We start from the raw sequence: 11,887 nt of genomic DNA on the forward strand, positions 1-11,887 counted from the left end.
TCCTGGAGACAGTGTGTCAGACTTCGTGTAGGGTTGGCACCGAATGTAAACACTATTGGTCTTAGGGATAAGACGAAAAGTCTGAGAATGCGCAACGTTATATGAGTACCGTACCCGCACAACGCGAATATTTCCTTGATTCTATCCGGGCCTGGCTCATGCTGCTGGGGATCCCGTTTCACATTTCCTTGATTTATTCGAGCCACGTCTGGCACGTCAATAGTGCGGAGTCGTCATGGTGGCTGACGCTGTTTAACGATTTTATCCACTCCTTCCGGATGCAGGTCTTTTTCGTTATTTCGGGCTACTTCTCTTACATGCTTTTTTTGCGCTACCCGCTTAAGCGCTGGTGGAAAGTGCGCGTGGAGCGCGTCGGCATTCCGATGCTTACCGCCATTCCCCTGTTGACGCTGCCGCAATTCATTATGCTGCAGTATGTCAAAGGCAAAGCCGACACCTGGCACAGCCTGTCGCTGTACGATAAATACAACACGCTGGCCTGGGAGCTGGTCTCGCACCTGTGGTTCCTGCTAGTGCTGGTGGTGATGACCACCGTCAGCCTGTGGCTGTTCAGCCGTATGCGCCATCATCTGAGCGCCCGCTCGGACGCGTTTTTTGCCGATATCAGCTGGGGCAAACTGTCAGTGCTGTTTCTGGTGCTGGGTATCGCCTATGCCGCGCTGCGCCGCACGCTGCTCATCGTCTGTTCGCCGATCCTCAGCGATGGCCTGTTTAATTTTGTGGTGATGCAGACCCTGTTCTACCTGCCATTCTTCCTGATCGGCGCGCTGGCGTTTGTCCATCCGAAGCTGAAAGCCCTGTTCACCACGCCGTCGCGTGGCTGCACTCTCGGGGCGCTGCTGGCGTTTATCGCCTATCTGCTCAACCAGCGTTATGGCAGCGGCGATGCGTGGATGTATGAAACCGAAAGCGTGATCACCATGCTGCTGGGTCTGTGGATGGTCAACGTGGTCTTTGCCCTGGGTCACCGCCTGCTGAACTTTAAATCCGCGCGCGTCACCTATTTCGTTAACGCCTCGCTGTTCATCTATCTGGTGCACCATCCGTTGACGCTGTTCTTTGGCGCGTACATCACGCCGCATATCAGCTCAAACCTGCTCGGCTTTATCTGCGGCCTGGTCTTTGTGGTAGGGATTGCGATTGTGCTCTATGAAATCCATCTGCGTATTCCGCTGCTGCGCTTCCTGTTTTCGGGCAAACCGGCCACGAAAGCGAATAACACCCCGCAGGCCACCAGCTAAGCATTTTTGCGCCGGTCACTGAACCGGCGCGTCATCACAGCAGCCACTCTACCGGCAGCCAGTAAACCAGACGCACCAGAACCCGCTGCCAGAAGCGGGTTTTGGGCTCCTTTTTATGCACGATCTCCTGCCCGTCCTTGCGCTCGATCCAGTTCAGACGCCCGAGCTTATCCAGCCGAATTTGCCAGGCTTCGTGACGCTGGCTGCGCACGAACCGGGTATGGATCAGTCTCGCCAGCTTCTCGCTCTCGATGACAAAACCCATCTCGGTATTGAGCATGGTGGAGCGGGGATCAAAGTTGAGCGAACCAATAAACACTTTCTCGCCGTCGACGCTGAACGTCTTGGCATGCAGGCTGGAGCCGGAGTTCCCGGTGATCCCGCGGTCGTGCGCCGGCGGGACACCGTCCTGGGTGGGCTTCAGCTCATAAAGCTCGATGCCGTGACGAAGCAATTTTTTGCGCCAGCGGGCGTAGCCGGCATGAACCACAGAGACGTCGTTGGCGGCCAGGGAGTTGGTCATGATGGCAACCTTAACCCCTTTGCGCACCATCTGCAGCAGCAGCGCCACCCCGGCCCGGGTCGGCACAAAATAGGCCGAGATAATCGTAATTTGCTCCACCGGTGAGCCCATCACGTCCAGTAAACGCTGCGGCAGCAGGGAGTGGCGTTTCGCCCTGCCCTGCCCTTTACGCGGATCGTCGCTAAGCAGCCGGGTTTTTGCCCAGATCAGCGGTAAATTGCCCGCTTCAAGATTGGTAATAAAGTCGCTGGACTGGAGTTTATCCAGATAGCGTCGGGTAATATCGTCCCGGTACCACTCCTCCGGCGGATGAATTTTATCCTCGATTTCGGCTTCAGAGAGTTCCAGAACCTGCTGGAGCGTGGAGACCGACGCGCAGTTCCAGTAACGCTCAAAATCATCCGCGACGTCCTGCACCACGGGGCCGGTCGCCATCACATCCAGATCGGAAAAGAGCGGCTCTTCGCCCGCGCCAAAATAGGCATCGCCGACGTTGCGTCCGCCAATGATGGTGACCTCGCCGTCGACGGTAAAACTCTTGTTGTGCATCCGGCGGTTAAGTCGCGCGAAATCGGTGAGATAACCCAGCGCGCGCAGGGTGCGGAAGGAGAAAGGATTGAACAGCCGGACCGAGAAATTGGGATGGGCGTCCAGCAGGCGCAGGATGCTGTCCAGCCCCTGGGTGTTGTTGTCATCGAGCAACAGGCGCACGCGTACCCCGCGCATGGCGGCGGACAACAGTACGGAAAACAACAGCCGTCCTGACATGTCGTCTTCCCAGATGTAGTACTGAACATCTAACGTCTTTTCCGCCATCTCCGCCAGCCGGTAGCGGCAGGCGAAGGCGTCAAGACTGTTATCAAGGGGAAGAAGGCCGCAAAGTCCAGGGTGAGCAGAGCTGACCGGCGCGATAGCACGCCCCAGTCGCGTATTATGCGTCGGTTTCCTGTCCTCGTTGGGTAAGCAGTCGCTGGTATAGCCGGGCATTTTCTTCATCATAACAGACAAAGTATACCCGCTCCGGCAGAGGCTTGCGGGTGAGATAATCCGAAACCGTATTTACGGCGATTTCTGCTGCTGCCGCACGGGGATAACCGTAAACGCCAGTGCTTATTGCGGGGAATGCCAGGGTGCGGTAACCGTTGGCTGCCGCCAGATTCAGGCTGTTGCGGTAGGCCTCTTCAAGGATACGTGCTTCATGCTGCTCTCCCCCATGCCAGACGGGTCCGACGGTGTGGATCACCGCTTTGGCGGGCAGATCGCCTGCGAGGGTAATCACCGCGTGCCCCGGGGCGCACTCGCCCTGCTGCTGGCGCACCAGCTTGCAGGCCTCAAGCAGAGCGGGTCCCGCCGCCCGGTGGATAGCGCCGTCCACGCCGCCCCCGCCCATTAAAGAAGGATTGGCAGCATTGACCACCACATCAACATGCAGCGTGGTGATATCACCATGAAAGACTTCAATTCGGGAGTACATAAGCAACCTCTGGATACCGCTTTTTTCTTAAGTGTATCGCAGAGGTTGGGTTGTGGCAGCCAGGTTGACAGAAAACGGCTCCGCCTTAGCGGTAATCAACCTGCACGATGGCGAGAGATTTTTGCGGGTTAATGTACTTCATGCTGACGGTCGCGCGGTCTGCAGCGGGAACATTGCCGTTGATCGCCTCCTGATAGCTTACCTGTTGGGTCGTCATCTTTTTATCCTGCGGGCAGGTAATGGACAACCTGTGTACGCCAGGGGAGATATTGCAGGGATCTTCAACAATCTGTCCGGTGAAATGAATAACATTGGCGAAAGCGGGAGCGAGCGTTACGGCAAACAAAGACGCTGCTGCAAGGGTAGTACGGAACGAAACCATCGGTATACTCCTCAATGACAATCGTCCCTGATCCTTAAACAACGTGCCCTCACAGGGGGCTATCGGCTGGCATCGACGACGCCAGCAACATGAGAATAACAATGGAATAACATTTTCGCCACATCAATTAATGCATTGATTTTATGAATATTTCAACCATTAGCCTTTAGACGGCGGCCACTGCTGTGATAAGTGCAGCGATTTCCCATCCGACACCGTCACAATGACGTTGACCTTGTCATTGGGCCCGGAATTGAGGGTCATGCGGGAAAGGTTGACCGTTTTATTAGCTGGCAATGAGACGGTGTTTTGCTGGCGCGAGGTGCTCTGCCCACCGGGGCCGCTGCGCGAGGTGAGGATCTGCACCTGGCATAAGCAGGGTTCCGTAACGGTCACCTGAGGAATAATAGTGACCATCTCACCTTCGGTGGAGGTCTGAAAGGTAATCTGACTGGTTAGCGCGGCAAGCAATAGAAGTGTATTCATCATTTTCTCCCAAAAAAAAACAGGGCCTCAGCCCTGTTTTTCGACGTTCAGCGGCAGTATTAGTACTGGCCAGCAGTCACGGTGTTGCCGAAGCCAACCTGAGTAATGTTAGCAGTAGCGCCGTTCATAGTTTGACGAAGATCGACTTCGTTACGGCCACCAGACTGGCTAACAGTCGCAGAGAGGTCACGACCGCTCCACTGGCTGATGGTCGCTTCGTTACCCTGGCCACGCTGGGTCAGGCTGATTTCGCTGCTGTCAGCGCCCTGAGACAGGTCAGCATCGTTACCGAAACCATTCTGACGAACAGTAATTTCAGACCCACGTGCATCGCTTTGCAAAGCGTCCACATTGTTACGGCCACCGTATTGATAAACGGTCAGCGATTCTGGGCTGACGTTGTTATTTCCGCCACCACCATGGTTATTACCCCATTGTGGAATAGAACCAGCCATAGCACTGCCAGAAACCACGATTGCTGCAATTACTGCCACTTTTAAAAGTTTCATTGTAAAGCCCCCATCGGATTGATTAATTATCGCCCAATAGCTAGCGTTGAATAACGCGAATCGCCATCTGCGACTGTCTCTGCACTACAACTGCCGTTTTTTGCGTACCATACTGCGTAATATTCGCTTTATTACCAGAACCTTTCTGAATAATCACTGCGGTATTACCATATGCACCTTGATTAATACTCGCATTGTTCGAGTTCCCTTTTTGATCTATATAGGCAAGGTTGTAACTGCCTGATTGATCAATGTTCGCCCGATTATTTCCGCCCTCCTGAGAAACGACAGATAACAATTTCTGACCTTGCTGTTGAACGTTGGCATTGTTATTCACACCAGTTTGTCCAATGATAGCTGCCTGGTTATATGAGGATCTGCTTAGCTCATTAACCGCGAAATTGTATTCTGACGCTGCTAAATCAGTCGTTGCGAAAACAAATCCAGGTGCACCCAGTAATGTCAACATCAATAACAACTTGTTCTTCATGTTATCACCCTGGACCTGGTGGTATAATAACTGCGTTAACAAGAACAAATATTTTGTTAACCCGGCGTTACGATGAAGAGTATGTCTGCCGAAACAATTTTAATATCTCACCCGCCAGTTGTATTTTTATTCTTTCGTTCACCCCAAAGTATTAAATAAAATTAAATACTGTGGCGATACAACGATTTTAGAGGGGTGCAAAAAGCGTCTTTTTCAGTTTGCAAAAATCAAAATCGTCAATTCGGCAGATTTGCCGTTTCGTCTGCTCTGCAGAAGGGAAAACGGGATATATCCATGATTGCGTGACAAACCTCGTGATTTCTTAAGACGTTTACACATTGTAAAAATAGACTTAGCTTTTTGAACAAGCTCATACCTGACTACACATATTGACAAAATAATATACCCTATAAAAATCATAAACATATCGTTATTTGTATGATTTTTAAAATGTGTGCATCAATAACAATGTGTACAACTTTTTAATGATTCCTAAGCAATTCATGAACTCATTTTTTACAAAGTAATACTGATTTTTACATCTTGTTACACGTTTAACACTTGCTTTAAAAATCGTAATAGCTAGATTGAAAACAGAAGTTCGGCATTGTTAATTTTATTTTCCCTTCTCTCAAGGGATATGGTCTTTCTTCTACACACAGCAGTGCACATCTGTCAGTACTTCTGGTGCCCCCAATATATATTGGGGGCAGCTGCCAGATGTTCAAAAAGGGGTTTCATCATGTTTAATGAAGTCCAAAGCTTGCATGGTCAGACTTTATTGTTAGTCACCAAACCTTCTTTACAGGCGACAGCTTTACTACAGCATTTAAAGCATAGCTTAACGTTGAGCGGAAAATTGCATAGCATTCAACGCTCTTTCGATGACATTGCTCCTGGCAGCATTATTCTTTTCGATATGATGGAAGCGGATAAAAAACTTATCCAATACTGGCAAGATATTTTAAGCAGGAAAAACAACAATATCCGTGTATTGTTGTTAAATACTCCCGAAGAATACCCATTCAGGGATATTGAAAGTTGGCCACATATCAACGGTGTCTTTTATGTCAACGAGGACGAGACACGCGTGGTGGATGGCCTGCAGGGAGTACTGCGTGGGGAATGCTATTTTTCGCAGAAACTTGCCAGCTACCTCATCACGCATTCCGGAAATTATCGCTATAACAGTTCAGAGTCCGCTTTGCTGACCCATCGCGAAAAAGAGATTCTGAATAAATTACGTATAGGTGCTTCAAATATTGAAATCGCCCGTTCGTTATTTATCAGCGAAAATACGGTTAAGACCCATCTTTATAATCTTTTCAAGAAGATAGCTGTCAAAAACCGGACTCAGGCGGTTTCATGGGCGAATGATAACCTCAGGCGTTAACAGTATGAAACGCACAATGAGTTGGATTACCGCAGCAGGCCTGTGGCTTGCTGCCGGGAATCTTCATGCGGTTGAAGTTGAGATACCTGGATTGTTAACTGACCACACCGTCTCGGCTGTCGGCCATGCTTTCTATCGTGGCTTTAGCGACAAATGGGAAAGTGACTATCCCGGTAACTTAACGATCAATGAACGGCCCAGTGCACGATGGGGAAGCTGGATCACAATAACGGTTAATCAGGACGTTATTTTCCAGACCTTCTTATACCCCTCGAAAACTGACCTGGATAAAAACGTGGTCTTTGCTCTGGCTCAAACCGAAGAGGCATTAAATCGTCTGCAGATCGATAAGGCTCTGCTGAGTACCGGCGATTTAGCGCAAGACGAATTTTAATTCGGAGGCATTCATGCGTGTTGTCCATGCAGTTGTAGCTTTAATGCTAATTCCATCTCTGAGTTGGGCCGGAAATATGACCTTCCAGTTCCGCAACCCGAACTTTGGTGGAAACCCAAATAACGGATCTTTCCTTTTAAACTCGGCGCAGGCGCAAAACTCCTATACGGATCCAAGCTCCGATGATTTTGGTATTGAAACCCCGAGCGCGCTGGATAACTTTACCCAGGCAATTCAGGCCCAGGTTCTGGGCGGACTGCTGACCAATATTAATACCGGCACACCCGGCCGTATGGTGACCAGCGACTTTATTGTCGACATCGCCAATGCGGACGGTCAAATGCAGCTGAACGTGACAGACCGGAAAACGGGGAAAACCTCCACCATTCAGGTTGCGGGCTTGCAAAACAATTCTACCGACTTTTAAAAAATGTCGAGATAAGGACAATAATCATGCAGCGCTTTCTCCTCCTTGTTGCAGTGTGCTTATTGAGCGGTTGTTTAACTGCTCCGCCGAAAGAAGCAGCGAAACCGACATTAATGCCTCGCGCCCAGAGCTATCGTGATTTAACCAAATTGCCTTTGCCAACGGGTAAGATTTACGTGTCGGTTTATAATATTCAGGATGAAACCGGGCAATTTAAACCGTATCCGGCAAGTAACTTCTCAACGGCTGTACCGCAAAGCGCCACCGCCATGCTGGTCACTGCGTTAAAAGACTCACGCTGGTTTATTCCTCTGGAACGTCAGGGGCTGCAGAACCTGCTTAACGAACGTAAGATCATTCGTGCTGCGCAGGATAACGGCACCGTAGCGATGAACAACCGTATTCCGTTGCATTCGCTTACGGCCGCGAACGTCATGGTTGAAGGTTCGATTATCGGCTACGAAAGTAACGTCAAATCGGGCGGTGTGGGGGCCCGTTACTTCGGTATCGGCGGCGATACGCAGTACCAGCTTGACCAGATTGCGGTGAACCTGCGTGTGGTCAACGTCAGTACCGGCGAAATCCTGTCGTCCGTTACCACCAGCAAAACGATTCTCTCGTACGAAGTGCAGGCCGGGGTGTTCCGCTTCATCGACTACCAGCGTCTGCTGGAAGGCGAAATCGGGTATACCTCTAACGAGCCGGTCATGCTCTGCCTGATGTCGGCAATTGAAACCGGGGTGATCTTCCTGATTAACGACGGTATCGATCGCGGACTGTGGGACCTGCAAAACAAAAACGAAGTGAAAAACGATATTCTGGTGAAATACCGCGAGATGTCGACGCCGCCAGAATCCTGACAGAAAGCGCATTAAAAAGGCGAGACCCGGGTCTCGCCTTTTTTTATTTGCTCAGCGCCGTGACGTTGCGCGTTCGTTCCCGTCGCGCCGCCAGCCACAGTCCGCTGTTTTTCATGGCGTAACCAAACACCAGCCCCAGCGCCAGCGAAGGCACCACCAGCTTCCAGTCCCCCTGCCCTGCAAAGGTGGCGCAGGCCCCCATGAAGGTGCCAGGGACAAATGACAGCAGCAGATGTTTTGCCTGAATGCACATCAGAAACGCCACCACGCCGGTCATGACGTAGCCCAGGATTTCCAGATGCGGTGCCAGCGCGCTGCCGTGGATGATAATCATCGCCCAGGCCACGCCGCTCATTAGGGTACATGCCGAGATAAACAGCCCCTTCACGCCGCCCTGCGGGCAGGCAAAGTAGGCCGTGCAGCCGAGGAAGCCCGCCCAACTGAGGAGTCCGAGAGAGACGGCAACCCAACCCCATATCCCGGAGAGGATGCCTGTCGTGATTGCGATAGAGAGTAGTATGTTCATGGCGCGCATCTTAGCAGATACGCGGCCATGAAATGCGATCAGGAACACATAATATGCAAATTGAGATTTGCTGTTACATGTAAAGAGTGATCTAAATCACTCTTCATTCTCTTCCTGCAGTTCGTCCCACATAGCGGCAATGGCGTCACGGGTGAGTGGCGCCATGGTGCGCCAGAATGGAGTGGTGGCATACGCTTCGACCTTACCGAGAAACGCCCCGCACCACGGCAGGATGTACTCCCCAAACAGGGTTTCCAGCGCCTCGTTTTCATCTTCCGCCGCATGATCTTCAATCCACGAGGCCGCCAGCAGCAGCGTACCGATATGATCGGCCGGGGTATCGGTCAACGGCATCCCGCGTGCAGAAAGAAACGCGCGCACTTCGGCTTCGGTTGCGCCCTCTTCCCATGCGGAGCGATACGGCGACACGCGGCACTCTTCGCCCACAAACAGCGCATTGTAATCGGCGGCCACCTGCTGCATATCACAGCTGTTTTGCAGACGCTGCAACAGCTCATCCTGCTCAAGTGGCCAGTTCTGGGCCAGCTTGCCTTCGCGGATCAAGGTTAACAGCGGCACCAGCAGCGGATCCTGCGGCTGGCGATAGTAAAGAGAACCCAGTACGCGACAGAGGATGGAAAACTCATTCATTTATTTAGTCCATTACACAGTTAAAATTCGGCAAATTCAGCAATTGGCGCCATGCCGCGAGACTCGAGGAAATCCAGCATCCGGCGCGGCGTGACGTTGAGAATGCGATCTTCCGGGAAGTCTACATCGTCGAGGACTTTGCGGCATTCGCTAAAATCACCCAGCGTGAAGGCAGTGTGGGAATCCGATCCCAGCGCCACATAGCCACCGGCCTCCTTCACCGCCGCCGCTACTGCCCGGCAGTTCGCTTCACTGCCCTTGCGGGAGTGAATAAAGGAGGAGTTGTTGATCTCCAGCGCCACGCGATGCTCTGCCGCCGCCCGGGCGACAGCCTGAATGTCGATGGGATATTTCGGGTTACCCGGATGGCTGATGATATGTACGTTACCGCTGGCGATAGTGGCGATCATCGCCTCGGTGTTGGTCGCCCGATCCTGAGGCGCGAAAACCGGCTCGTGAAAACCGGCGAGGATCAGATCCAGAGAGGTGAGCATCGGGCCGGTACAGTCAATTTCACCCTGGGTGTTTTTGATATTGGCTTCAATGCCGCGCAGGATCCCGACGCCGTCCACCACCCGTGGCCAGATGCGCATATTCACAAAGTGCCAGTAGTGCGGCGCATCAGCCATATCCGGGCCATGATCGGTGATCGCAAAGAGTTTGATGTGCTTTTGTTTAGCCTGGGCGATGTAGTCATGAAGGTTGCTGTAGGCGTGGGTACTGGCGACGGTGTGCATATGCAGGTCAACGGGGTACATCGTTCTCTCCTCTCGTGTTTCCCAAAGGATAGCAGTTATCCCGGGCGTTTATTAGCAAAAACCCGGCAATCGCCGGGTTTGACTCAGTAACCGCGCTGTCTGTCGACCTGCCCGGTGACCTGCTCGCCCTTCTCCAGTTGGGAGATGGTGCGGGCAATATAGTCGATGGCTTCTGCCGGACGCGTCACTGCTGCAATGTGCGGCGTCATCGCCACGCGCGGGTGCGCCCACAGGGCATTGTCAGCGGGTAACGGCTCTTTGCTGTAGACATCCAGCATCGCGCCTTTCAGCTTGCCGCTCTCAAGCGCCGCCAGCAGATCGGCCTCCACCACGTGTACACCGCGCGCCAGGTTCATCAGATAGCTGTTATCCGCCATCTGGCTGATAAGGTCCTTATTGATGATGCCGACGGTTTCAGCCGTATTCGGCAGCAGGTTAATCAGCACCCGCGTGCCCTGTAAAAACTGCGGCAGTTCTTCTTTCCCGGCAAAGCTGGTGACGCCAGGGTAACTCTTGCGGGTACGGCTCCAGCATCGCAGCGGGAAGCCCCAGGGTGCCAGCGCTTCTGTCACTTTCGATCCCAATACCCCGGCGCCGAGGATGCCGATGGTAAACTCTTCGCGCGGGTAATCGGCCAGCGGTTCCCAGCGGGCCTGCTGTTTCAGCGCCTGATAGTCGTCGAACCGGCGGAACCAGTGTAGCACCTGGCTTACGGCATACTCCTGCATCTGCTGGCCCATACCGGTGTCTTCGAGGCGGAACAGCGGGATCGACTCCGCCAGCATTTCCGGGTGCGCCTTGAGCTTGCTGAGGATCGAGTCCACCCCGGCCCCGAGGGCAAATACCGCTTTCAGGTTACGGCCCTGCAGCATCTCAACCGGCGGATGCCACACCAGAGCGTAATCTGCCGGTTCATTATCGCCGCGCTTCCACTCCCGCACCCGCGCGCCCGGCAGCGCCGCCGAGAGTGTTTTTATCCAGTAAGCGTTATCAAATGTCGGGTGGTAAAAAATAATGTCCATTGCGATTGCCTTCTGTTGCGCTGTTTTACGTTCATTTTCAACTGCATTGCAGCATAACAAAATTTGCGACCGGGGTGTTGTTGATAAAAAAGGCGCTTTCAGCGCAATTAAAAATCATGTTGGTTGAAGTTTGTCTTAACGCGCTAATTTACTGAAAAAGTTGATTGACGTCAGTCAGGCTTTTCCTTACATTAGCGCCCGTCCCGGCAGCAACGGGATAACAATATGGTGAGGTGTCCGAGTGGCTGAAGGAGCACGCCTGGAAAGTGTGTATACGGCAACGTATCGGGGGTTCGAATCCCCCCCTCACCGCCATATTTAAAGAAGAGCTCGCATGAAAATGCGGGCTTTTTTTTCGCATAGTGCACGCCCGCAGGGGGGATGAGAACCCCCGACCGAGGGTTCGACAACTGGCGACAGCCAGTTGGACAGACCACGAACGTAGTGAGTGGGCTGCCCGAAGGGCGAGCGAAGCGAGTCAATCCCCCCCTCACCGCCATATTTAAAGAAGAGCTCGCATGAAAATGCGGGCTTTTTTTTCGCATAGTGCACGCCTGCAGGGGGGATGAGAACCCCCGACCGGGGTTCGACAACTTGCGACAGCCAGTTGGACAGACCACGAACGCAGTGAGTGGGCTGCCCGAAGGGCGAGCGAAGCGAGTCAATCCCCCCCTCACCGCCATATTCGAGATGAGAGCTCGTACGAAAGTACGGGCTCTTTTCTTTTATA

The 11,887-nt window shown here is 52.7% G+C and carries 15 protein-coding genes, 1 tRNA gene and 1 other RNA gene; 7 read left to right on the forward strand and 10 right to left on the reverse strand.

What is annotated here, in order from left to right:
- Positions 1-101: 101 nt before the first annotated feature.
- Entirely contained in the window at positions 102-1,262 is a 1,161-nt protein-coding gene (gene mdoC, locus K5I40_RS08535; protein WP_138368616.1) for a glucans biosynthesis protein MdoC, read from the forward strand.
- A 34-nt stretch (positions 1,263-1,296) separates the two neighbouring features.
- On the opposite strand, the gene K5I40_RS08540 is transcribed toward mdoC, so the two are convergent.
- From K5I40_RS08540 to csgB, 6 genes are all read right to left on the reverse strand, one after another.
- A complete protein-coding gene (locus K5I40_RS08540) occupies positions 1,297-2,781 on the reverse strand; it encodes a phospholipase D family protein (protein ID WP_176556545.1) in 1,485 nt (494 codons plus the stop codon).
- Positions 2,717-3,259 (reverse strand): O-acetyl-ADP-ribose deacetylase, encoded by a 543-nt coding sequence (ymdB, locus tag K5I40_RS08545; protein ID WP_039032330.1) that lies wholly within the window; start codon positions 3,257-3,259, stop codon positions 2,717-2,719. Before ymdB ends, K5I40_RS08540 begins: the two co-directional genes overlap by 65 nt.
- A gap of 85 nt (positions 3,260-3,344) precedes the next feature.
- Positions 3,345-3,641: a type 1 fimbrial protein gene (locus K5I40_RS08550; RefSeq protein ID WP_251929589.1), complete on the reverse strand. Its 297-nt coding sequence runs from the start codon at positions 3,639-3,641 to the stop codon at positions 3,345-3,347.
- Positions 3,642-3,800: 159 nt separating this feature from the next.
- The gene (gene csgC / locus K5I40_RS08555) at positions 3,801-4,127 is read right to left on the reverse strand and encodes a curli assembly chaperone CsgC (protein ID WP_039032344.1); all 327 of its coding nucleotides are present in this window, start codon (positions 4,125-4,127) and stop codon (positions 3,801-3,803) included.
- 59 nt (positions 4,128-4,186) lie between these two features.
- Positions 4,187-4,636 (reverse strand): curli major subunit CsgA, encoded by a 450-nt coding sequence (gene csgA / locus K5I40_RS08560; RefSeq protein WP_039032328.1) that lies wholly within the window; start codon positions 4,634-4,636, stop codon positions 4,187-4,189.
- Positions 4,637-4,676: 40 nt separating this feature from the next.
- Positions 4,677-5,126, reverse strand: coding sequence for a curli minor subunit CsgB (gene csgB, locus K5I40_RS08565; protein ID WP_039032327.1), 450 nt, complete (start codon positions 5,124-5,126; stop codon positions 4,677-4,679).
- 742 nt (positions 5,127-5,868) lie between these two features.
- Between csgB and csgD the strand changes: the two genes are divergently transcribed.
- The 4 genes from csgD to csgG are packed head-to-tail and all read left to right on the forward strand — an operon-like array spanning position 5,869 to position 8,200.
- Positions 5,869-6,519: a biofilm master transcriptional regulator CsgD gene (gene csgD, locus K5I40_RS08570; RefSeq protein WP_039032326.1), complete on the forward strand. Its 651-nt coding sequence runs from the start codon at positions 5,869-5,871 to the stop codon at positions 6,517-6,519.
- Between the two features lie 4 nt (positions 6,520-6,523).
- Positions 6,524-6,913, forward strand: a complete 390-nt coding sequence (gene csgE / locus K5I40_RS08575; RefSeq protein WP_039032325.1) for a curli production assembly/transport protein CsgE — start codon at positions 6,524-6,526, stop codon at positions 6,911-6,913.
- A gap of 13 nt (positions 6,914-6,926) precedes the next feature.
- On the forward strand, positions 6,927-7,340 hold the full coding sequence (gene csgF / locus K5I40_RS08580; protein WP_039032324.1) for a curli production assembly/transport protein CsgF: 414 nt from the start codon (positions 6,927-6,929) through the stop codon (positions 7,338-7,340).
- A gap of 26 nt (positions 7,341-7,366) precedes the next feature.
- Positions 7,367-8,200, forward strand: coding sequence for a curli production assembly/transport protein CsgG (gene csgG, locus K5I40_RS08585; protein ID WP_039032323.1), 834 nt, complete (start codon positions 7,367-7,369; stop codon positions 8,198-8,200).
- Positions 8,201-8,243: 43 nt separating this feature from the next.
- Here the strand turns inward: csgG and K5I40_RS08590 are convergent, their stop codons facing one another.
- From K5I40_RS08590 to ghrA, 4 genes are all read right to left on the reverse strand, one after another.
- A complete protein-coding gene (locus K5I40_RS08590) occupies positions 8,244-8,726 on the reverse strand; it encodes a DUF1097 domain-containing protein (protein WP_139564747.1) in 483 nt (160 codons plus the stop codon).
- 96 nt (positions 8,727-8,822) lie between these two features.
- A complete protein-coding gene (locus K5I40_RS08595) occupies positions 8,823-9,377 on the reverse strand; it encodes a molecular chaperone (protein WP_223074311.1) in 555 nt (184 codons plus the stop codon).
- Positions 9,378-9,397: 20 nt separating this feature from the next.
- Positions 9,398-10,135: a phosphatase gene (locus tag K5I40_RS08600; RefSeq protein ID WP_039032320.1), complete on the reverse strand. Its 738-nt coding sequence runs from the start codon at positions 10,133-10,135 to the stop codon at positions 9,398-9,400.
- Positions 10,136-10,218: 83 nt separating this feature from the next.
- The gene (gene ghrA / locus K5I40_RS08605; protein ID WP_223074312.1) at positions 10,219-11,157 is read right to left on the reverse strand and encodes a glyoxylate/hydroxypyruvate reductase GhrA; all 939 of its coding nucleotides are present in this window, start codon (positions 11,155-11,157) and stop codon (positions 10,219-10,221) included.
- A 227-nt stretch (positions 11,158-11,384) separates the two neighbouring features.
- On the opposite strand from ghrA, the gene K5I40_RS08610 reads away from it, so the two are divergent.
- A tRNA-Ser gene (locus K5I40_RS08610) sits at positions 11,385-11,472 on the forward strand.
- A gap of 230 nt (positions 11,473-11,702) precedes the next feature.
- A non-coding RNA gene (locus K5I40_RS08615) (RtT sRNA) lies at positions 11,703-11,839 on the forward strand.
- The last annotated feature ends 48 nt before the right edge of the window (positions 11,840-11,887 follow it).

This window comes from Leclercia sp. LTM14, from assembly GCF_023736175.1.
Lineage (GTDB): Bacteria > Pseudomonadota > Gammaproteobacteria > Enterobacterales > Enterobacteriaceae > Enterobacter > Enterobacter barmai.